The sequence below is a fragment of the Ruegeria sp. AM1 genome, assembly GCF_056540745.1.
Genome location: NZ_JBQFXH010000001.1, coordinates 1,078,833 through 1,099,170, shown reverse-complemented (window position 1 = coordinate 1,099,170; position 20,338 = coordinate 1,078,833). Strand labels below are relative to the sequence as shown.

The window sequence follows — 20,338 nt, the reverse complement described above, 5'->3', positions numbered from 1 at the left end:
CTATTCGTCGGGCGGAACCAGCCCCAACCCTCTGAGGTAAATACCGATCCCGGATTCAAGCAGGTCTTCGGGTGGAAAGGGGGAACTGGCGCCGGTATTTCGTGCATAGAGTTCTACGACGCCGTGACTCATAGCCCAGATATGAGCGCTGAACATTGAGGCGGGGGGGCGTTTCTCGGGCGGAATATGCTGTGACAGATCAGCCGCCGCGCGTTCAAGCACCTCTTTGGCCCGGTTGGCGGCAATTGCCAGCTCGGGGGTGCGATTCACTGAAATACCGCTTTCGAACATAGCGATATAGTGGCCCGGGTGTTTGCGTGCAAAAGCCAGATATGCACGACCCGTTGCCTCGAACGCCGCCAAAGCGGATGGCTGACCCTTGTCATACGCAAATTGCATCAGGTCCGCGAACATTTCAAAACCCTGGCGCGCGGCCTCGGCGATCAGGTCTTCGCGCCCATGGTAGTGGCGATATACAGCTGCCGGCGTAACGCCGGCTGTTTTGGCAGCCTCAGACAGCGTGAAACCGGTCGGGCCCTTTTCCTCGATCAGCGATAGGGCTGCGTCGATCAGGGCCTGTTTCAGGTTTCCATGATGATAGCCGCGTTTTGTCATCCCGGCTTCAGGTGCCTCTTTGCATTTTTATGTTTTGAAAAAAATACATAAGACAACCAAAGGGGGCGTCCAACCTATGTTGGCAAAAATTTGTCATCTGCTCAGCAGTTTGACCGGATCGCGCTAGGATTCCCATATTTCGGGTCCGCCACAAATGTGAGTGTCTATCTGGCCAACAGCCTCAGGCTCTTTTTTGTCGTAGTTGAGGGCGCTTAGAACAGTTCGGATGGCCTCGAGCCGCGCGCGTTTTTTGTCGTCTGAAAGTATGATCGTCCACGGGCAGATGTCGGAATGCGACCGCGTCAGCGTTTCCGCAATAGATTGCGTGTATTCATCCCATTTGCTCAGCCCTGCGATATCAATAGGGCTGAGTTTCCACTGTTTCAAAGGATCTCTTTCGCGCGCCAGAAAGCGGTTCAGTTGCTCTGCGCGCCCCACATTTAGCCAGAATTTGAACATGTGGACACCATCACGCACGATCCCGGTTTCCAGCGGCAAAACCTGCCGAAAGAAACGTTCCCGTTCGTCAGACGTGCAAAACCCGAATACGTTTTCAACAACACCGCGATTGTACCAGCTGCGGTCGAAGAAAACGATTTCTCCCGCTGACGGCAGATGTGGGATGTATCGTTGAAAATACCACTGACTGCGCTCAGCGTCCGAAGGCTTGCTTAACGCGACGTTGCGGGCACCGCGTGGGTTCAGGTTTTCCCGAAATCGTTTGATCGTTCCGCCTTTGCCAGCAGCATCGCGGCCTTCGAAGATGATCGCGATCCTCTGGCCGGTTTCTTTTGCCCAGGATTGCATTTTGACTAGCTCGATCTGCAGCGCATCCATTTGCTGATCATACACCTTGCCCTTCATACGTTCGGAATAAGGGTAGGTGGGGTTCAGGATGTCGCCCTTGCTGGATTTTTCGATGGCGTGCCGGACCTCTTTAGGAGCGTCGTTGCGAAAGTACTTTTCGATAGAGCCTATGTCTGATCGGGTCATGCGTGCCTCGTCATAAAATCCATAACTTACTATGGATTAGGACCGGCCTTAACGCAAACCTGCCCGTTGTGCGGCGCGGTCAATGGCGGCTGCAACCTCGGGCGCAGCGACGACCTGAGGCATATGCCCCATTCCCTCAAGCTCGACCAGCTCGGCGCCGGGAATTTGCGCGATTAGGTTCCGCGAATGAAGGTCCAGATCAACGGTTGTATCTGCTGTCCCGTGTACGATTTCCGTGGGAACAGATATCTCACCATATCTTGGTTGAAGCGCGACAACTTCAGCCAGCAGATTGGAGCGCTGCTTGGCGTTGGCGTGCATAGAGGCGCGGCGCATCGTCAAGGCGGGGCCAAAATGCTCGGCATAGCCATCCGGTACCGGCTGCGGGGCGAAAACACTGTCCAGTGTCTGAGAGACAAACCAGTCGGGCGTATACGCAGTTATCAGGGGCAGGGCGACCGCGTTGCCGGCAGAGGTTGATGCGATTGTGTTAAAGGAATCCAGCGGCGTGTCCCATGGCACAGCAGCGGGCGCAATGAGAACAAGAGCCGATATATTGTCAGGGCGCGTGACCGCCCAAGCCAAAGCGACGGACCCACCATAGCTTTGCCCCGCGACGATGGGTTTTTCAGCGCCGAGGATGGCAGCAGCCTTTTGAAGGATGGCGGCCTGCTCTGTAATGGTTTCGCCAACGGGATTAAAGCTTTCGGAATACCCGAGACCGGGACGGTCGAACACAATGACGCGGTAATGGTTTGACAGGATTGGGGCCAGCGCAAAGGTCATATCCCGGGTGTTTCCGCTGGATCCGTGGATCAGGACGACATCGGGCCCGTCGCCCATAACTACCGCATGAACAGCTATGCCGTCCACATCGACCATCTGCCCTTCGGCCGGAAATTCCATCTGGGCACGGGCATCGTTTCGCGCGCTTAACCAGATCGTTGCAGCCAAGAAAAGTGCAAGAACAATGCAAAATGATATCAGTATTTTAGGTGCCAATATTTCTCATATCAAATGGGGTTGTCTGATAGATTTCGTTGATCCAGTTACCATAGAGCAGGTGCGCATGACTGCGCCAGCGGTTCTGCGGTTCCGAGGATGGATCGTCATTCAGGTAGTAGTTGATTGGAACGTTGATTGGCGTCCCATTTGCAACGTCGCGATCATATTCCTGTTTCAACGTGTCGCTGTCATATTCGAAATGATTGAAGATATAGAGAGCGCGGTGCGCGGTGTCTTCGATCAGACACGGTCCGACATCTTCGCTGCCAAGCAGCGTCACAAGCCCCTTGGCATCGTCAATCTCATTCTGTTTCACCTCGGTCCATCGGCTGACTGGGATGACGCAATCGTCTGAGAATCCGCGCAGAAACGGCGACGCTGGCGACAGGTTTCGATGCCGGAAACAGCCAAAGGCTTTGGCGTCCAGCATGTGCTTTTTCACGCTGTGGAAATGCTTAATCATGGCCATCCCGCCCCAGCAGACGCCAAAGGTGGAATGCACATTGGTCTGCGTCCATTCAAACACCTCGGAGAGTTCGTCCCAATAGGTGACGTCTTCAAATTCGAGATGTTCAATCGGTGCTCCGGTGATGATCAGACCGTCGAACTTCTCATTCTTAACGTCTTGAAACGGGCGATAGAAATCGCGCATATGCTCTGCCGCTGTGTTTTTTGTGCGATGTTCGGTCATCCGGATCAACGACAGTTCGATCTGAAGCGGCGTCGCTCCGATCAAACGGGCGAATTGGTTTTCAGTCTGAATCTTCTTGGGCATCAGGTTGAGCAACCCGATACGAAGAGGGCGGATATCCTGCCGGGTTGCTTGATCCTCGGCCATCACCATGACGCCCTCTTGGGTCAGGACGTCAAAAGCAGGCAGGTTTGATGGGATCTTGATGGGCATTGAATCAGACTTTGTTGGAGTATCAGAGAGTTTTGGTACTTAGGCTTGCGTTCGGTCAGTCTCAAGGGTGCGTGCGATCAACTCATCGAAATCACTCGCATCGCGTACCATCCCGATGTCGTTTGCCGTAACGGCAATGCCCCAGTTTTTGGCCATCGCCTCATACCGAGGTTGTCGATGGGCCAGCGCCCGCGCGTAAGTCCAGCGAATGAACGCATCCGGATCAACTTCTGCGCTTGAACAGTCATTCTGCGCCAGGAATTCATTCCAAACCTTGGTCAGGAACTCAGCCTGATATGACATGGGTTTGGGCGCGCGATCGAAACGGCGGATCAGCTCTGCGGTGTGGGCATCGTCTCCCTTGATCCAAATCATCAGGGTCTGGCGCGACAGCTCGGACAGAACCTGGTCTTTGGGGTCGCTGGGGTCCACCCATTCACAGATGGACCCGCCGGTATCGCAGATGAAATTCGGGTAGCTATACAGGCGCTTGGCCCGGTCGATGAAATACTCGGTGTCCAGCAGGGCATGTATCTCGGCGAGCCGAAACTGCTCTTGCCGACGGCGATATTCGCCGATTTCAAGCCCGCCAAGTTCCGGGTTTCCCGGTTTGCCAAGATAGGCTGAGACAGGTGTGAGGTTTTCAAACGAGATATTCGATCCGATATAGATCGAGTCCGACAACAGCAGATCGCGCAGAAAAGGTATTTTCATCGCTTCGGCTTTGGCGTTGTCGGCGATGTATTCGCCCATATAACGGGTGCCAATCCGGTAATCGATGGAATAGTGGAACCAGTCCCCGGTGTCCCTGAGGATGTTTGAGACAAATGTCTTGCCCAACCCGGACATGCCAAAAAACAGCACTTTTTTGCGCTTTGCCTCGAGCCACTCCTTTGCCGAGCCGTAGATCATGATCCGCTATCCCTTGTTTTGTCCTAGCTAAATCGGCCCGAAGGCGGCGTCAATCGCGCCGTCCCGACTGACTGAGGATCACAAGGCCGGCGGCCAGAATAGCAAACCCGACATACGCGTTGGGCGGCAGGAACTCATCGCGCAAAAGCGTGCCCAGCAGAATCGCAACGGGTGGAATGATCAGGGTGACCAGCATCAGGTTGCCGCTGCCCGCCGCGGCGAGCACCCGGTAGTACAAAAGATAGGCGCCAGCAGTCGCTATGATCGCGTAATACGCAATGGCAATCCAGGTTTCCGCCGGTAGCACAAGGGTCGGAATGCCATCGACGGTCAGCATGATGGGCAGCATCATCACCGCTGATCCGGTTAGCATCCCGGCCGCAGCAACCTGTGGCGGCAGGTCCGCAAGATGAAACCGTGCCCAGACAGCTGCGAACGCATAGGATAATGTGCCCGCTAAAATCGCGAGTTGGGCGATGCTGGTCAGATCGAAGTTTAAAAAGTTCCCAAGCCCGATCGTTGTGGCAACACCAAAGAACCCAAGTCCGACGCCGATGAAGCGAAGGGGTGTCAGACGCTCATCCTGAAAAAACACAGAGGCCAGCAAGACCCCGAATATCGCGGTCGTCGCGTTCAATATCGAGGTCAGCCCTGTCTCAACATAGAGTTGCCCCCAAGCCATCAGCGAGAACGGAAGCACATTGTTCAGCAGACCCATTATGAGGAATGCGCCCCAGATACGCGGGTTCAGCGGTATCTTTTGCCGTCTGGCCAGTATAACGATCCATAGAACCAGCGCGGCCCAGAAGACGCGATGAAACACCGACGTCATGACTGGGACTGTATCCAACGCAATCCGAATGGACAGGAACGAGGCGCCCCAGATCACCCCTAAAAGTGTGAGTTCAGCCCAGGCGCGGGGGGAAAGTGTTTTTTGCGATGCCATGACCATGTGTGTCATCGCGGCCGTTGAGTTGCGACCCGTATCTTGTGAAAAAACCCCGCCGAATGGGCGGGGTTCACATTTACGCTACGTTTGGCTCTAGTTAGTTCAAAGCATAGGTGAGCTGTACACCAACACTCCAAGCGCTGTTGCCCGTGAAGGTAGCACGCTGACCTCTTGCTCCGTCTGCGGTGGCGTCCCCAATATCAGTATAGCGGACACCACCTGAAATCTTAGCCTTTTCAAGAGAATAGGTTCCGCCTAAGCCGATACTCCAAAACCCATCTGTCGGACCAAGGTTCGAGACCACATCCCCTTCGGAAGTCTCGTATCCTAAGGTTACAGCTCCCGAGAATTCGTCTGAGAATTGATAGCCAAGACCCAGTGAGTAGGTGAAGGTTGCGTTTTCATAGTCAACCAGATCAAGACCGCCTGTTGCCCCGCTATAAACGGGTGGAGAGTAGGCCAGTTGTGGCCAGTCTACCCAGCGCACAGAACCGAACAGCAACGTTTTCGGGGCGACGCCGGTTTGGAAATCCAGATTGACCGACTGGGGTGTTTCAATCTCCGTTGTCGTCGTAGTAGAAGTGCGTCCCGAAGTCGACGTCACAGTTTCAACCTGCGAAAACTCGTGGGTGATCTTTGAGTTGTATGTAAGTGCAACACGTGCAGCAATTTCAGGTTTTTCCCATGCAACACCAATAACATATCCGAGGTCGGTTGGGCTATCGGTGTCTACCTCGTAGCTGCCTACAATTGGTACAGATACGTTGGCCGAAACGCGCTGAACGCGTAGACCGCCGATCGCGCTAAAACCGCCATCAAATTTGTAACGGAGCAGGGCTGTGATTGCATCGGTGTCAGCTTTCGCCCTCAATACGTCGGTACCACCCCCGGTATTAAAGGACAGGGGATAGTTCGCTGCATAAGCTATGTCTGCACCAAATGGTTGATCATAGATCAGCGCAAAGTCCAGTTGATCTGTAAAAGAGTGCTTGTAGGCAAGGTGAGGGGTAAAGAAATTGTTCGAAACATTGCCCGAATCCACAGGCTGCCCCGTGGTGAGGCTAGGCATCGTGCCGCTCACGCTTGGCGAGGTATAACCAAGCCTGAATTGAACCACGTTGCCTTCTTCAAACAAGATATTAATACCCTGACCGCTTCGGTCCAAGCCACCGGCCTGCACAGCCGTCGCCCCTGCACAGAGTGCGCACGCTTGTAACAGCGCTTTCTTCATATTGTCCTCCCTTATCCTGTACCTTAGCCCCGGCTGCGTCGAAAAGCAGACATAGACCGCTATTTGTGTAGATTTCTGATACTCGCGCAGTCATTTAAATTACGTCAACCAGTGACCAAGCGTTAATTTCCTTGCGTCTTCTGTTCTTGTGTTGCCGAATTGATACGGTTTTCTGACCAGACATTCAGGAAAATACCTGAGAATATCACTGCCGCACCAAGTAGTGTCCACTGGTCGAGAGGTTCATGATACAAAATCATTCCGACAATGGCGATGGTCGGCAGGCGGGCAAAGTCAAATGGAACAACAATTGTTGCAGGAGCGACGGCCAAGGCGTTCGTGATGCAGAAATGGGCCAGCAATCCGGCCAGACCCACAAGGATAAGAAAGGGGGCCGTTTCCAACGTGGGTAGTGCGATTTGACCGTCAAATCCTGCGGCCGCCAACCCGAGAAAGGCTTGCATCACCGTGAGCCAGAAGACGATGCATCCGATACTGGCGTGGCGCGTCAACGCTTTTGTAGAAATCGTTGTTAACGCAAAGAAAACCGCTGATGTAGCCGCAGCGAGCACACCGGGGCTGAGTGCCGTTGCGCCTGGACGTGCAACAAGAAGAATGCCTGCAAAGCCGATCAAGGCTGACAGCATCTTTACGGCGGTCAATCGTTCTTTCAGCAGCAGCGGAGATAGCAGGATCACCCAGATGGGTTGCGTGAACTCCAGCGCAAAAACCTGTGCCAGCGGGATAACGCCGACGGCGTAGAACCACAGGTTCTGTCCCGTGAAGTGCAGCGTGTTTCGGACGGCGTGCAGGCCGAACCGATGAGTTGAGACCTGATGCCAGTTTTTGGTGAAGCTCAAAACGACAGAGACAACAACAACCCCAACCAGACTGCGGTACATCATGATTTCAAACGTGTCATGCGAAAGGCTGAGCTCACGCCCAGCGACTGCCATCAATGAGAATGACGCGATTGCGCCCGTCATCCAGATGGCTGCTTGTCTGATGTTGCTGTTTTGGCTGCTCAACCCGTTATCCTAGACAATATGTATCGTCCTCAGTTTTCGTAGTCGTACAGCATACGAACTGACAAGTACTGCGTTTTAAAAAGAACTAAGTTTGTTTAAGCCCGCTGGCGCGAGCGGCAACAATGCAGGCAAATTAAACGCCTAACGCGACGACAAGAAAGCCTCTGCTGCCAGCCGATGACCTCTTTCATTCCAGTGACCATCGGTTGGAAACTCGAATCTCTTCTGATGCTGCGCATAGTCCTGTCTGAAGACACTGTCCAAGTCGACGACAGTCAGGCCCAATTTGTCACCTTCTTCTTTGAGATACTCTTTCATGGAGTCAAAATAGCTCTCTGAGGAAGTACCTTGATATACATCTTGCCGATCAGCGTCGAGTACAAGCGTGATAGTCTTGGGGTCACTTGTTTGTGTAATAGCGGAAAGAAAACTATCAACGACCTCGTATGATAGAAACTCGATTTCCTGGTCCTTTTTTCTTTCCGTATTTCCGGCAAATTGCTGCTTAGGTTTCAATCCATCATCGGCGATACCTATCTTCGCAGCGATATGCCTCCAATTGACCTTTAGATTGAATACGGCATAGCGTACGAACGCAGATTTTCGGGCCAATTTTCGGGCAAATGAATACCCTTCAAAGGGAATAAATCGAAGGGTCATATCATCCTGATAACACCATGTTCCCGGTTTTTTTCTTTGCCTGCACAAGGACTCATCAAAATCGTTTCCGACAATTACGATAACGTATTCTTTGGGATTGAATTCTATCTTGGCATACTCCATGAACTTTACATATTGTGAAAGAGGTGCGCCAGAAACCGCCAGAGAATAGATATTTTCTCCGGGAAGTAAGACCTCGATTTGCTTTGCTATGGCTTCGCTATCGTCGACCTGCATCGCTTCGACATAGGAGTCTCCTATCACGGCGATGTCAGGCTGTCCTTGTTCGATGTAGTCATGGTCTGAAACGAACCCATAGTTGTTAGTGTGTTTTTTGCTTTTTTGATAAAAATTCCACCCGAGAGAGTAGGTGGTTTCTTTATTAGGCTCAAAGCGAATAATATCATCTGGGGTGATAGGCGATTGCAGATAGAATGCATTCGCGGTTGGCAGAATTCTGAAAGTAAGTTCAAGCAGGGCGACCGTTGCGACGATTAGATAAAGCGAAAAAAGAATAATCCGTAGAAAATATCTAACCCAACTCATACCAACACCTACTAGTTACCGTAACGGATCGCTCGGTTTAGTATCTGAAAATACACCAAACCTAACAATTCAAACGAATAGTCAGTTTGAACAAAATGGCCGGAACCCCCTGTTAAACCATAGCACAGACGGAAATATGCTTGGCAAGAAAAAATATAATGCTATTTAAATCAGCGTTTTAGCGTCGTGAATTCAGGGCCGCACCAACTACTCCTATCGCTGCTGATAAGGCGCAGCCCGCAGGAATAGGGTGCCTGTTTCAAGAGACTGAAATGACGCTCAGCGGTCAAATCAAGTCGACCCTACGGGCGCGAGCAATTGCAAAGCGTCAGCCTTGAGAGCGCGGGTTTGACCTCGTCAATTCCCGCGCCTTTAGAACCCAAGCTTTAACTCCGTTCGTGCGCCAATGGTGTAGGGTCAATAGCTCCTGAGCCTAGCTCGTATCGGCACACTATCACAAAAAGTCGCTAACTTTGAGGAAGAGCTATTCCCACTCGATGGTTCCCGGTGGTTTGGATGTGATGTCGTAGGTGCAGCGGTTGATGCCCTTGACCTCGTTGATGATCCGCGTTGCGGTTTCACCAAGGAATTCGTGACTGAACGGATAATAATCCGCCGTCATACCGTCGACTGACGTAACGGCACGCAGGGCGCAGGCATAGTCATAGGTGCGCCCATCCCCCATCACACCAACGGTGCGAACGGGCAGAATCGCGACAAAAGCCTGCCAGATGTCATCATAAAGGCCGTGTTTGCGAATCTGATCGATATAGATGGCGTCGGCTTCGCGCAGGATTTCGAGCTTCTCGCGAGTGATTTCGCCGGGGCAGCGGATCGCAAGGCCCGGCCCGGGAAAGGGATGGCGACCAATGAAGCTTTGGGGCAGACCAAGCTCGCGACCCAATGCGCGGACTTCATCCTTGAAAAGCTCCCGGAGTGGCTCAACCAGTTTCAGCCCCATTTTCTCGGGCAATCCACCGACATTGTGGTGCGATTTGATCGTAACCGACGGCCCGCCCGAGAAGGACACGGATTCGATCACGTCCGGATAGAGCGTGCCTTGCGCCAAGAACTCGGCTCCATCAATGGTGTCCGCATGCTTTTGGAACACATCGATGAACAGTTTTCCGATGATTTTGCGTTTGGTCTCGGGGTCGCTTTGTCCGTCGAGCTCACCAAGAAACAACTCGCTCTCATCTGCATGGATGAGCTGAATATTATAGTTGTCGCGGAACATTGAGACGACTTCTTGCGCTTCGTTCTTGCGCAACAGGCCATGATCTACAAACACACAGGTCAGCTGATCGCCGATCGCCTCGTGAATGAGAATAGCCGCGACCGAGCTGTCGACGCCCCCGGACAGACCACAGATGACCTTTTTGTCGCCAACCTGTTCGCGGATTTTGTTGATCATCTGCTCGCGATAGGCGCCCATGGTCCAGTCGCCTGCAAAACCCGCCCGCTTGACGAAGTTTTCGTAAAGCTTTGCGCCTTTGGGCGTGTGATGGACCTCGGGGTGGAACTGCACCGCATAGAAATTGCGGTTTGTATCGGCGGTAATGGCATAGGGCGCATTCGGGGAGGTCCCGAAAACCTCAAACCCCGGGGCAATTTCGCTGACATGATCGCCGTGGCTCATCCAGACCTGCTCATCACCGTCGGTGAACCAGTCGTTCAGAATATCCAACTGACCCTTTGGTGTCACAAAAGCGCGGCCAAATTCGGCGGTTCCCTGACCGCTTTCAACCTTGCCGCCCAATTGATGCATCATCACCTGCTGACCATAGCAGATGCCCAGAATCGGAACGCCATAGTCAAAAATCTCTTGCGGTGCGCGCGGGGATCCGTCGCGCGTGACACTATCTGGCCCGCCTGAAAAAATCACCGCTTTGGGTGCCATCTCGCGCACAACGTCCATTGTGACATTCTGGTAGGGATGGATTTCGCAATAGACGTTCAGTTCGCGCAGGCGGCGGGCGATAAGCTGCGTTACCTGGCTGCCGAAGTCGATGATCAGAAGGCGGTCATGGGTGTCTTGGGTCATGCGGTGGCTTTAAGACGCTCGCGACACCAGCGCAAGGGTTTTGCCAAAGATGCAAAACTTCTGGTTTTTTGTTAGACTGAACAGAGTGTTTAATGAGCTTATTGGTACCTGATTATGGCGGAACTGACGGGATATGGCCTAGGGGGCACGCAGAAGGTTTTCAAGGATCGGCATCCTGTGCAAAACCATGCGGGGTCTTCCAAGCGACCGAAGTGTGGATGTGGTTCGTGGCTGAACCATTGGAAGATATATACCGGAAACGAGGATCGTGATCCCAGCTGTTCTTACATGGGGTGTTCTTCCTCTGGCAAACACGGCGCGCATGTCCGGTTTGTAAAAATCGACAAAACCAAGAAGGACAAGAAGGGGTACTTTGTTCCCAAACCGTATGGTCAGTCATTCATCGTGCCGATGTGCGAAAAGCATAATAATCCTAAGTTCAAGGCCGCATTTTTTATCCTAAAAGAACGTTGGGGCATTGACGACAAGGCACGGGATGAATGCAAAACGGCAACCTACCGGCTGAACCGGCAGAATTACTTTCGGATGAAGGTTATACCGCTGTCGGGCAAGCCCAAATGCGGATGCCCAAGCTATTTTCAACATTATCGCAATGTCAGCGGCAGCAGTCGCAAACGGTGCGTCGCAATGGAGTGCGGCGCAAACGCGACGCTTGCTGTGGCGATGCGGTCTCTGGATGGGCGCACCGACTATGACAAATGGATGGCTCCGGTGTGCAAGCGCCATGCAAAACCGCGCATGGAGATTTTCATCAAACGTCACGCAGATGTCGTGACGCCCAAGAAAACCAAAGAGTGTGGAGGCCCGAAATGAGCGTCGTGGCGCGGGCAGGGTGTCGCTTTTCCCCCGATAGCGCCGCAATCCACATCTGGTCATTCAGAAGGTTCATGTAACAAACGTGCAAATCTAACCATCCAAACGGGATTATCTCATGGCAGAGGCAAACACCCGACGCAGATCGCGCGGTGGCGGCGGCGCCGCCCGCCGGGCCGAGCGCACCGCCGTACGTATCGAAACGGCGAAATACATCGAACGCAACATTCCGAATTTCGAGATCCTCAACGACGAAGCGTTGGAGATCATCGAAGCCAATGCTGAAACCGTTCTGGAAGAGATCGGCGTTAACTTTGTCGACAACCCGGCGGCGCTGGAACGTTGGCGCGACGTGGGGGCCGATATCGACGGCGAACGGGTACGCATCCCGCGCGGTTTGGCCCGTGAACTGATCAAGACGGCCCCCAGCCAGTTCACCCAACACGCGCGCAACCCCGAGAAGTCGGTGGAAATCGGCGGACGCAATCTGGTGCTGGCCCCGGTTTACGGGCCGCCCTTTGTGCGCGATGCGCAGGGCGGTCGTCGCTATGCCACCATGGGCGATTTCAACAAGTTCGTGAAATTGGCCTATATGTCCAAGTGGCTGCATCACTCGGGCGGGACCGTGTGCGAACCCACCGATATCCCGGTGAACAAGCGTCACCTGGACATGCTGATGGCGCATATGACGCTGTCGGACAAGCCGTTCATGGGCTCGGTCACTGACCCCAGCCGGGCGCAGGATTCGGTTGAGATGTGCGAAATTCTGTTCGGCAAAGAGTTCGTGCAGAACAACACGGTGATGACCTCGCTGACCAACATCAACTCGCCGATGACCTTTGACGATGTGATGATGGGCTCGCTTGAGGTTTATGCGCGGAACAATCAGGCCTGTATTATCTCTCCGTTCATTGTGGGCGGTGCGATGGCGCCGGTTTCCGTTGCTGGCACATTGACACAGGTTCTGGCCGAGGTTCTGGCCGGTGTTGCCTATAGCCAGATCATCCGCCCCGGTGCGCCTGCGATCTTCGGCGCATTTGTGACCTCGATCGATATGAATTCGGGCGCGCCGACCTTTGGTACACCTGAGGCCGCGCACATCACCTATGGCGCGGGCCAACTGGCGCGGCGTCTGAACCTGCCATACCGTTCCGCGGGATCGTTTTGCGGCTCGAAATTGCCCGATGCTCAGGCGGCCTATGAGACTGCGAACTCGCTGAATATGGGGCTTATGGCGGGCGTGAACTTTATGCTGCATGCCTGCGGTTGGCTCGAAGGTGGTCTGGTGGCTGATTTTGAGAAATTCGTCATGGATGCGGACCAGTTGGGCGCGCTGCACGGTCTGGCAAAAGGCGTCGCATATGACGAGAACGCCCAGGCCATGGACGCAATCCGCGAAGTTGGCCCCGGCGGTCACTATCTTGGCTGCGCGCACACGCAGGCGAATTTTAAAGAGGCGTTCTGGAAAAGCGATCTGCTGGACTACAAACCGTTCGAGACCTGGTCAGAAGAGGGCGCGCGCGATACGCAGACATTGGCAGCCGCGCGGGTCGAGCATCTGCTCGCCAATTATCAGCAACCGCAACTTGATCCCGATGTTGCGGCTGCGCTGAACGGGTATGTGGCCGAAAAGAAAGCGTCGATGCCCGACGCCTTTACCTGATCATTGAAAATGTGCGGCGCGGCTGGCCTGATACAGCTGCGCCTCACCGATCACTGCGATAAGCAAATCCAGATGTTTTACCAACGAATAGGCGGCATCCTCGTCCTGTCTGAGCGCATTCACCTCACGTTCCATTTCGAGCAGCCGGATCAGTGCGGCACTTGATTTCGGTAATGATCCATATCCCAGAATACGTTGCAGATGTCGTTCGCGATCATAGTCCTGCGCCCCGATCTTAGCAGTTCTGGTCAAAAGGCGAGGACGGTGGAGCGTGTTGATCATGGTCGTGAGGTCGAACATCAGAGCGATCCCTTTTTTGCTGCTTTCGATGCGTCTTTTGTCACACAACTATGACGGGTGTTGCCTTGTCATTATTCATGCCGAACGATGGTTTCACGACTGTTTATCTTTTTGAATCAAATCTGGTGCTCACCGTTTGTGGTTAACGAACAAGTAACGAAAGCGACTCTAGTTAGATTTGGTTAACGCAAATTCTAGCGGCGAAATTTAACAGTTGGTTCTTTGTCGATGAGGGCGAAAAAAAATGGAAAACAGCTTGGCTTTCACCGTTCCGGCATGGGTTCCTCAAGGGGCGCAGCGGTACCTGGCCCATACAGAGGCCGGTAGATCGATCCGCGATCTGGCGCGGTCGGCGGGGTGCCATGCGTCGACCATTCTCAGACAAATCAGGCGCATCGAAATGCGCAGGGACGACCCCCTTGTTGATGCAGCGCTGCAATCTCTGGCTGAAACCCATTTTGGCCAGACAGAGCAGCGGCCTGAAAACGACCCGGCGATCTGGGGGCATGGTCAGCAGGATACCCTTGCCAGCGACCGGAATGAGGAATTCGATCAGGAATCGCTAAGAATCCTGAGGCGTCTGAGTGAAACCGGCGCCGTTCTGGCCGTTGCCGAGGATATGGACAACGCTGTGGTCGTTCGGGACAACGGCGATGCAGGCACGACCAGAACGGCGGTCGTCAATTGTGCGATTGCACAGGCTCTTGCGTTGATGGATTGGATCTCCTGCGACAATCCTGGCCGCATTTCCCGCTATCGTATCTCGACGTCCGGACGTTCCGCCCTGAACCGCCTGATTGCCGAGACCGAAAACCGCGCCCGCAGCCGAAACGAGGGTGGATTTGCTGAAGCTCAGGCCCCGTTTTCGGCCAAGCACGACCAGAGTGAGGGCGCGAAGGGGAACGGCGTGCGCCCTCGTCGCATTCGGTACAGCACCGCAGAAAGCCCTTTGATTGCGTTGTCCCGGCGGCGCGATCGGGATGGCAAACCCTTTCTGGACGAAGCGCTTGTCAGCGCAGGGGAACGCCTGCGAGAGGATTTCGAGCTTGCCCAGATCGGTCCGCATGTCACTCAGAACTGGGATCAGTTTCTGACCGGGGGTGGTCGGGCGGCATTTGCGGCAGATGCCTATACTGGTCGGGGGTCATCGGGTGCGCGGGACCGGGTGGTGCGCGCGCTTGCCGACCTTGGCCCCGGTCTTAGTGATGTGGCGTTGCGCTGCTGCTGTTATCTTGAGGGGCTGGAACTGGCTGAAAAGCGCATGGGATGGTCTGCACGGTCAGGGAAGATCGTGCTGCGCATCGCTTTGCAGCGTTTGAAAAGGCACTATGAAGAGCAGGTCGAGCGGGATCGCATGATCGGGTGACCGTTTGCCATTTGCGCAGATTGCGGATTTATCGGGAAGTGATAATCAGGGGTTATGAATTTCACCCTGAGACAGCTTGAATACTTCCGCGCCGTTGCCGAACAGCGCAATTTCGGTCGGGCCGCGCAGGTTTGTCATGTGTCGCAGCCCGCATTGTCCGTCCAGATCAAGGCGCTTGAGCAAATACTGGGCGGGCCTCTGTTCGAACGAAAGGCCCGCGACATCCTGCTGACGCCTTTGGGGCGGGATGTGCTTGAACGCGCTGGGACGATTCTCAGGGCGGCTGACGGTCTGGATCGGTTCGCCCGGGATCACTCACGAGGACACAGATCCCTTTCAATTGGCGTCATTCCGACGGTGGCACCTTACCTATTGCCGGGTGTGCTTGCGGGGCTGCGCGCAGGGGATGTTTCGCTCAAGATACAGATTCGCGAAGCCCGGACCGAGCGGCTGCTGAACATGCTGCGGCAGGGCGAAATTGACGCGGCGATTCTTGCCTTGCCGGTGTCAGGCGTCGAATTGCAGGAAACGCCCTTATTCGAAGATCGGTTTTTTCTGGCCGGGAACGCGGCTTATCTCAACCGCTTATCCCTCAGCCCCGATGCGCTGCGTCCCGCCGATATCGGCTCTGCGCAATTGATGTTGCTCGAAGATGGCCACTGCCTGACGGATCAAGCGCTCGAAGTGTGTGGTCAGGATCGGACCAGCGCGCAAATCAACATGGGGGCCTCATCGCTTGCCACGCTGTCCCGGCTGGTGGCTGAAGGGTTCGGTTTGACGCTAATGCCCGAGCTGGCAGCAAGAGCCGAAGCTCACGCTGTACCCAACCTGAAACTGCTGCGTTTCGAGGGGGATCAACCGGCGCGCACCATCGGTCTGGTGCGCCGGGCATCTTCTGGCGCAGAGCGCTGGTTTGACGAGCTTGCAGACGTCATTCGTCAGGTGGGGGATGATATCGTGGGGGCCACACGGGATGAACTGACTAGTGATGTCCGTCATCGTTGAGGTGAGGTGAAGCCGTTGAAGTTTCCGTCAAACAAGAAACGGCGTGCCCGTGGCAGATTGAACCCGAGCACGCCAAAGAGGTAGCGAAACGTTTACGTGACGCGTGATCAGGCCAGAGCGGGCTCTTTGGCCTCATCCAGATATTTCTTCAGGTTCTCGGGGGACGAAACGCCATAGGGGTCTTCGGGGCAGTTGTCCATCAGACCGGGCTCTTCGAACCACGCTTCGACAACACCGTCTTTGACGATTGCCGCATAGCGCCAAGACCGCATGCCAAAGCCCAGATTGTCCTTTTCGACCAGCATGCCCATCTTGCGGGTGAATTCGCCGGAGCCATCCGGGATGACTTTGACGTTGGTCAGTTCCTGATCCTGCGCCCATTTGTTCATGACAAAGCTATCATTGACGGACATGCAGTAGATCTCATCAATCCCCATCGCCTTGAATTTGGCATGGCCGTTTTCAAATCCCGGCAGCTGATAGGTCGAGCAGGTCGGGGTAAAAGCGCCGGGCAGTGAAAACAGGACAACCCGTTTACCCGCAAAGTAGTCGGCGGTTGTTTTGTCTTCCCAGCGGAACGGGTTGGAGCCTTCGATTGACTCGTCACGGACACGGGTGTGAAAAGTGACATCGGGCAGTTTTGCGCCTGTTTTCATATTTAAACTCCTGTGATTCACGAATGTTTAAGACCGATTTAAAAGGATTCTAAATTTGCTTCAATGATAGATATGCCGCATGCGCAAAATAGCGAGTATCGTCAGAACATGCTGTAATAAAATGATAAGAGGCTAAGTCTATGCGCCTATTGCCGCATTTGCACAATGGATATGCAATGCAGCTATGCGGGGGTGGTGGTGTCGGGGCAATGAAACTATGTTATAGGTAAGCTAAATTGACCAAAGCTCAGGAACCCCTGTCGTGCGTGATCTGAAAATTCCCGAACAAAGACACCCAGAAAAAGCACATCGACCGGACAATGCGCAGCCGAAGAAACCAAAGTGGATTCGTGTCAAAGCACCAGGTGGCAAGGGCTACGCCGACACTCACAAGATAATGCGCGAGAACAATCTGGTGACCGTCTGCGAAGAAGCCGGATGTCCGAATGTGGGCGAGTGCTGGAGCCAGGGGCACGCCACGATGATGATCATGGGCGAGATTTGTACGCGCGGTTGTACCTTCTGCAACATCGCGACGGGCCGCCCGGACGAGCTGGATGCGTTTGAGCCGGGCCGCGTGGCCCATGCGGTTGAAAAGCTGGGTCTGAACCATGTTGTGATTACATCGGTCGACCGGGATGATTTGGGTGATGGCGGGGCAGAGCATTTCGCGCAGACCATTCGTGCTGTGCGGCACCGTTCGCCCAAGACCACGATTGAGATTCTGACGCCGGATTTCCTGAAATGCGATCCGTCGGTTTTGCAGATCGTTGTTGAAGCCAAGCCGGATGTCTTCAACCACAATCTTGAAACAGTTCCCGGACTTTACCCCGAGGTACGCCCCGGCGCGCGCTATTTCCACTCTCTTCGTCTGTTGCAGCGGGTCAAAGAAATGGACCCGTCGATTTTCACCAAATCAGGCATTATGGTCGGGCTGGGCGAAGATGAGCAGCAGGTGCGCCAGGTGATGGACGACATGCGCGCAGCGGAGATCGATTTCCTGACCATCGGACAGTATCTGCAGCCAACACCCAAGCACCACGGCGTCGACCGTTTTGTCACGCCCGAGGAATTCGCTTCTTACGAAAAAGCTGCCTATGGCAAGGGCTTCCTGATGGTGTCGGCCACGCCGCTGACGCGTTCGTCTTATCATGCGGGCGATGACTTTGCCCGCCTGCGCGATGCGCGTCAGAAAAAGCTGGCCGAAGCGTGACTCCCGATACGCTGGCGTCGCTGACCGCACTGCGCCGCGAATTGCATCAGTTTCCCGAGATCTCGGGCGAAGAGCAGCAGACCGCTGCGCGCATCGCTGAAGTGCTGGGCCAGTACCACCCCGACCAGCTTTTGACCGATATCGGGGGGCATGGTGTTGCGGCGATCTTTGACGGTGGCCAGCCCGGGCCGACAGTTGGCATTCGATGCGAGTTGGACGGGCTGCCGATACACGAAATCTCGGATGCCGACCATGTGTCGCGCATACCGGGCAAAGGGCATCTGTGTGGCCATGACGGGCATATGGCGATGGCGCTTGGGGTCGCCGAAACGCTTGGCCGGGATCGCCCTCAAAACGGACGGGTAGTGTTAATCTTTCAGCCGGCGGAAGAAACCGGGCAGGGCGCGCGCGCCTATCGCGCGGACCAGAAATTCGCCGAGATATCGCCGGACTATGTCTTTTCGCTGCACAATCTGCCGGGGTTGGAATTCGGCAAGGTCGAAATATGCGCGGGCCCGGCCAATTGTGCATCGCGCGGGATGCGTGTGGCGCTGACGGGCAAAACATCGCACGCCGCGGCGCCTCAGGATGGCCTGTCACCTGCTGCGGCGCTTTCGGAGCTTATGCCCCGCCTCGCAGCCCTTGGGCAGGGCGGCAAGCTGGATGACGATTATGCGCTGACCACACTCACCCATGCGCGGTTGGGCGAGCCGACCTTTGGCATCGCACCCGGACAGGCAGAGCTGTGGGTGACGCTTCGAACCGTTTCGGACACACGCATGTCCGACCTGATCCGCGATGCGGAAGACTTGGTCCAAACCGTGGCTGAGACTGAAGGGTTGAGCTTTGACATTTCTTACGACGATATCTTCGAGGCCTGCGTAAATGATCCCGAGGCGACGGGAATTCTATCGCAGACCTGTCTGGCTGCCAACGTCCCCTGCAGGCTGACCTCGGAACCACAGAGGTTCTCCGAGGATTTCGGACAGTTCGGCAAAGGCGCGAAATCAGCGATGTTCTGGCTGGGGGCCGGGCAGGATCATCCGCAACTGCACAATCCCGACTATGACTTTCTCGATGCTTTGATCCCCATTGGAACCGGCATTTTTCTGGGTGCGATCAAGCGCGTATTGAGCTGATCCTAGGGTTTGAACTTCATCGGCGTGATCGTCGCCCAGTCGGGCCACCAGCCAAGATACTCGATCCCAGCAAGGATCAGGCAGGCTGCGATGACGCCAAACACCAGCACCACACGACGTTCCGACGGTGGGTTTCTGGCCCATTTTGACATGCGCAAAAGGTGACGCAGGTTCATGTGACCTCCGATATTTCCTTATTCTTCGACAAACCTGACCTTGCCAATGAAGGGCAGGTTCCGGTTGCGCTGCGCGTAGTCGATGCCATATCCCACGACAAATTCATCAGGAATTTCGAAGCCGATCCAATCTGACCGGAAATTCACCTCGCGCCGACTGGGCTTGTCCAGCAAAGCGATGGATTTCAGCCGCCTGGGTTTGCGGCTTTGCAGCAGTTTGGTGACGTGGTTCAGCGTGTGGCCGGTGTCAACGATATCTTCGACGACTAACACATCGCGCCCTTCAATTGCGCCGCGCAAGTCTTTGAGAATGCGCACTTCTCTGCTGCTTTCCATCGAGTCGCCGTAAGATGAGGCCTCAAGAAAATCGACTTCGATGGGTAAATCCAACTCGCGCACGAGATCGGCAATAAAGACGAAACTGCCGCGCAGAAGGCCGACAACCACAAGCTTGTCTGTGTCGCCGAATTCGCGCGTGATCTCACGGCACAACTCTTCTATTCGGGCCGCAATTGCCTTGGCCGAGATCATCTCATCAATCACATATGCGCGTTGGCTCATTGCTGCCCCCTTGATCTTTGGCGCGCAACATACGACATGACGCGCCATTGTCACCTTTAAATGCCCGAACCGTCATGCCAATTCACTCAGAAACACGTCATCTGAAATACACTGCGCAACAGATGTATGATCTGGTAGCAGACGTGGCCAAGTACCCCGAGTTTCTGCCATGGTGTTCTGCGGCGCGGATCAGGCGCACATTCATCCAAGGCGCGGCAGAGGTTCTGGAGGCCGATCTGGTCATCTCGTTCAAAGTGTTTCGCGAACGCTTCGGCAGCCGCGTGACCCTGTTTGCCGACCACAAGAAGATCGATACCGAATACCTTGACGGGCCATTCAAATATATGAAGTCCGACTGGCATTTCGAGGAAGCCCCGGACGGGGGCTGCAACGTGTCCTTTCACGTGGATTTTGAGTTCAAGAATGCCGTGTTGCAGGGCATCATCGGTGTGGTCTTCAACGAGGCCATGAACCGGATCGTGCGGGCCTTTGAACAACGCGCAGCAGACTTGTACGGCTAAGGCTTTACCCGGCGGGT

General features: G+C 54.7%; 21 protein-coding genes. 7 read left to right on the top strand and 14 right to left on the bottom strand.

Going from position 1 to position 20,338, the window contains the following annotated elements:
* The 10 genes from ACR0I7_RS05515 to guaA form a co-directional block, all read right to left on the bottom strand.
* Nucleotides 1-615 (bottom strand): TetR/AcrR family transcriptional regulator, encoded by a 615-nt coding sequence (locus tag ACR0I7_RS05515; protein WP_480509212.1) that lies wholly within the window; start codon nt 613-615, stop codon nt 1-3.
* A 123-nt stretch (nt 616-738) separates the two neighbouring features.
* Complete coding sequence (ppk2, locus tag ACR0I7_RS05510; RefSeq protein ID WP_480509210.1) at nt 739-1,608, bottom strand: polyphosphate kinase 2; 870 nt, start codon at nt 1,606-1,608, stop codon at nt 739-741.
* A gap of 48 nt (nt 1,609-1,656) precedes the next feature.
* Nucleotides 1,657-2,610 (bottom strand): alpha/beta fold hydrolase, encoded by a 954-nt coding sequence (locus ACR0I7_RS05505; RefSeq protein WP_480509208.1) that lies wholly within the window; start codon nt 2,608-2,610, stop codon nt 1,657-1,659.
* Nucleotides 2,600-3,517, bottom strand: a complete 918-nt coding sequence (gene metA, locus ACR0I7_RS05500) for a homoserine O-acetyltransferase MetA (protein WP_480509206.1) — start codon at nt 3,515-3,517, stop codon at nt 2,600-2,602. The genes ACR0I7_RS05505 and metA overlap by 11 nt, the downstream gene beginning before the upstream one ends.
* Before the next feature lie 39 nt (nt 3,518-3,556).
* Nucleotides 3,557-4,429 (bottom strand): ATPase, encoded by an 873-nt coding sequence (locus ACR0I7_RS05495; protein ID WP_480509204.1) that lies wholly within the window; start codon nt 4,427-4,429, stop codon nt 3,557-3,559.
* Nucleotides 4,430-4,478: 49 nt separating this feature from the next.
* Nucleotides 4,479-5,375 carry a DMT family transporter gene (locus ACR0I7_RS05490; protein WP_480509720.1) on the bottom strand — a complete coding sequence of 299 codons (897 nt, stop codon included), beginning with the start codon at nt 5,373-5,375 and terminating at the stop codon, nt 4,479-4,481.
* Between the two features lie 100 nt (nt 5,376-5,475).
* Nucleotides 5,476-6,609: an OmpP1/FadL family transporter gene (locus ACR0I7_RS05485; RefSeq protein WP_480509202.1), complete on the bottom strand. Its 1,134-nt coding sequence runs from the start codon at nt 6,607-6,609 to the stop codon at nt 5,476-5,478.
* Nucleotides 6,610-6,731: 122 nt separating this feature from the next.
* Nucleotides 6,732-7,595 (bottom strand): DMT family transporter, encoded by an 864-nt coding sequence (locus tag ACR0I7_RS05480; RefSeq protein WP_480509201.1) that lies wholly within the window; start codon nt 7,593-7,595, stop codon nt 6,732-6,734.
* A 183-nt stretch (nt 7,596-7,778) separates the two neighbouring features.
* Entirely contained in the window at nt 7,779-8,843 is a 1,065-nt protein-coding gene (locus tag ACR0I7_RS05475) for an SGNH/GDSL hydrolase family protein (protein WP_480509199.1), read from the bottom strand.
* Nucleotides 8,844-9,327: 484 nt separating this feature from the next.
* Nucleotides 9,328-10,887, bottom strand: coding sequence for a glutamine-hydrolyzing GMP synthase (gene guaA / locus ACR0I7_RS05470; RefSeq protein WP_480509197.1), 1,560 nt, complete (start codon nt 10,885-10,887; stop codon nt 9,328-9,330).
* Between the two features lie 114 nt (nt 10,888-11,001).
* On the opposite strand from guaA, the gene ACR0I7_RS05465 reads away from it, so the two are divergent.
* Both ACR0I7_RS05465 and ACR0I7_RS05460 read left to right on the top strand, forming a co-directional pair.
* Nucleotides 11,002-11,721, top strand: coding sequence for a hypothetical protein (locus ACR0I7_RS05465; RefSeq protein WP_480509195.1), 720 nt, complete (start codon nt 11,002-11,004; stop codon nt 11,719-11,721).
* Between the two features lie 118 nt (nt 11,722-11,839).
* Complete coding sequence (locus ACR0I7_RS05460) at nt 11,840-13,384, top strand: trimethylamine methyltransferase family protein (protein WP_480509193.1); 1,545 nt, start codon at nt 11,840-11,842, stop codon at nt 13,382-13,384.
* On the opposite strand, the gene ACR0I7_RS05455 is transcribed toward ACR0I7_RS05460, so the two are convergent.
* On the bottom strand, nt 13,385-13,684 hold the full coding sequence (locus tag ACR0I7_RS05455) for a DUF6477 family protein (RefSeq protein WP_480509191.1): 300 nt from the start codon (nt 13,682-13,684) through the stop codon (nt 13,385-13,387).
* Between the two features lie 244 nt (nt 13,685-13,928).
* Between ACR0I7_RS05455 and ACR0I7_RS05450 the strand changes: the two genes are divergently transcribed.
* Nucleotides 13,929-15,050: a DUF6456 domain-containing protein gene (locus ACR0I7_RS05450; protein ID WP_480509189.1), complete on the top strand. Its 1,122-nt coding sequence runs from the start codon at nt 13,929-13,931 to the stop codon at nt 15,048-15,050.
* Between the two features lie 54 nt (nt 15,051-15,104).
* Complete coding sequence (locus ACR0I7_RS05445) at nt 15,105-16,055, top strand: hydrogen peroxide-inducible genes activator (protein ID WP_480509187.1); 951 nt, start codon at nt 15,105-15,107, stop codon at nt 16,053-16,055.
* 107 nt (nt 16,056-16,162) lie between these two features.
* Here the strand turns inward: ACR0I7_RS05445 and ACR0I7_RS05440 are convergent, their stop codons facing one another.
* Complete coding sequence (locus ACR0I7_RS05440; protein ID WP_480509185.1) at nt 16,163-16,711, bottom strand: redoxin family protein; 549 nt, start codon at nt 16,709-16,711, stop codon at nt 16,163-16,165.
* Nucleotides 16,712-16,973: 262 nt separating this feature from the next.
* Between ACR0I7_RS05440 and lipA the strand changes: the two genes are divergently transcribed.
* Nucleotides 16,974-17,924, top strand: a complete 951-nt coding sequence (gene lipA / locus ACR0I7_RS05435; RefSeq protein ID WP_480509183.1) for a lipoyl synthase — start codon at nt 16,974-16,976, stop codon at nt 17,922-17,924.
* The gene (locus tag ACR0I7_RS05430) at nt 17,921-19,063 is read left to right on the top strand and encodes an amidohydrolase (RefSeq protein WP_480509181.1); all 1,143 of its coding nucleotides are present in this window, start codon (nt 17,921-17,923) and stop codon (nt 19,061-19,063) included. Before lipA ends, ACR0I7_RS05430 begins: the two co-directional genes overlap by 4 nt.
* 2 nt (nt 19,064-19,065) lie before the next feature.
* Here ACR0I7_RS05430 and ACR0I7_RS05425 read toward each other — a convergent pair whose 3' ends face one another.
* Both ACR0I7_RS05425 and hpt read right to left on the bottom strand, forming a co-directional pair.
* Complete coding sequence (locus tag ACR0I7_RS05425; RefSeq protein WP_480509179.1) at nt 19,066-19,239, bottom strand: hypothetical protein; 174 nt, start codon at nt 19,237-19,239, stop codon at nt 19,066-19,068.
* Nucleotides 19,240-19,257: 18 nt separating this feature from the next.
* On the bottom strand, nt 19,258-19,800 hold the full coding sequence (hpt, locus tag ACR0I7_RS05420) for a hypoxanthine phosphoribosyltransferase (protein ID WP_480509177.1): 543 nt from the start codon (nt 19,798-19,800) through the stop codon (nt 19,258-19,260).
* A gap of 74 nt (nt 19,801-19,874) precedes the next feature.
* Here hpt and ACR0I7_RS05415 point away from each other — a divergent pair, with 74 nt between their 5' ends.
* Complete coding sequence (locus ACR0I7_RS05415) at nt 19,875-20,321, top strand: type II toxin-antitoxin system RatA family toxin (protein WP_480509175.1); 447 nt, start codon at nt 19,875-19,877, stop codon at nt 20,319-20,321.
* Nucleotides 20,322-20,338: the final 17 nt, after the last annotated feature.

What these genes read in the sequence shown, in the direction of transcription:
- ACR0I7_RS05440 (WP_480509185.1), bottom strand. Translation starts at nt 16,711, where the DNA reads ATGAAAACAGGCGCAAAACTGCCCGATGTCACTTTTCACACCCGTGTC.
- ACR0I7_RS05480 (WP_480509201.1), bottom strand. Translation starts at nt 7,595, where the DNA reads ATGACGGGCGCAATCGCGTCATTCTCATTGATGGCAGTCGCTGGGCGT.
- metA (WP_480509206.1), bottom strand. Translation starts at nt 3,517, where the DNA reads ATGCCCATCAAGATCCCATCAAACCTGCCTGCTTTTGACGTCCTGACC.
- ACR0I7_RS05455 (WP_480509191.1), bottom strand. Translation starts at nt 13,684, where the DNA reads ATGTTCGACCTCACGACCATGATCAACACGCTCCACCGTCCTCGCCTT.
- ppk2 (WP_480509210.1), bottom strand. Translation starts at nt 1,608, where the DNA reads ATGACCCGATCAGACATAGGCTCTATCGAAAAGTACTTTCGCAACGAC.
- ACR0I7_RS05495 (WP_480509204.1), bottom strand. Translation starts at nt 4,429, where the DNA reads ATGATCTACGGCTCGGCAAAGGAGTGGCTCGAGGCAAAGCGCAAAAAA.
- ACR0I7_RS05515 (WP_480509212.1), bottom strand. Translation starts at nt 615, where the DNA reads ATGACAAAACGCGGCTATCATCATGGAAACCTGAAACAGGCCCTGATC.
- ACR0I7_RS05415 (WP_480509175.1), top strand. Translation starts at nt 19,875, where the DNA reads ATGCCAATTCACTCAGAAACACGTCATCTGAAATACACTGCGCAACAG.
- guaA (WP_480509197.1), bottom strand. Translation starts at nt 10,887, where the DNA reads ATGACCCAAGACACCCATGACCGCCTTCTGATCATCGACTTCGGCAGC.
- hpt (WP_480509177.1), bottom strand. Translation starts at nt 19,800, where the DNA reads ATGAGCCAACGCGCATATGTGATTGATGAGATGATCTCGGCCAAGGCA.
- ACR0I7_RS05465 (WP_480509195.1), top strand. Translation starts at nt 11,002, where the DNA reads ATGGCGGAACTGACGGGATATGGCCTAGGGGGCACGCAGAAGGTTTTC.
- ACR0I7_RS05425 (WP_480509179.1), bottom strand. Translation starts at nt 19,239, where the DNA reads ATGAACCTGCGTCACCTTTTGCGCATGTCAAAATGGGCCAGAAACCCA.
- ACR0I7_RS05490 (WP_480509720.1), bottom strand. Translation starts at nt 5,375, where the DNA reads ATGGCATCGCAAAAAACACTTTCCCCCCGCGCCTGGGCTGAACTCACA.
- ACR0I7_RS05450 (WP_480509189.1), top strand. Translation starts at nt 13,929, where the DNA reads ATGGAAAACAGCTTGGCTTTCACCGTTCCGGCATGGGTTCCTCAAGGG.
- ACR0I7_RS05485 (WP_480509202.1), bottom strand. Translation starts at nt 6,609, where the DNA reads ATGAAGAAAGCGCTGTTACAAGCGTGCGCACTCTGTGCAGGGGCGACG.
- ACR0I7_RS05460 (WP_480509193.1), top strand. Translation starts at nt 11,840, where the DNA reads ATGGCAGAGGCAAACACCCGACGCAGATCGCGCGGTGGCGGCGGCGCC.
- ACR0I7_RS05475 (WP_480509199.1), bottom strand. Translation starts at nt 8,843, where the DNA reads ATGAGTTGGGTTAGATATTTTCTACGGATTATTCTTTTTTCGCTTTAT.
- ACR0I7_RS05445 (WP_480509187.1), top strand. Translation starts at nt 15,105, where the DNA reads ATGAATTTCACCCTGAGACAGCTTGAATACTTCCGCGCCGTTGCCGAA.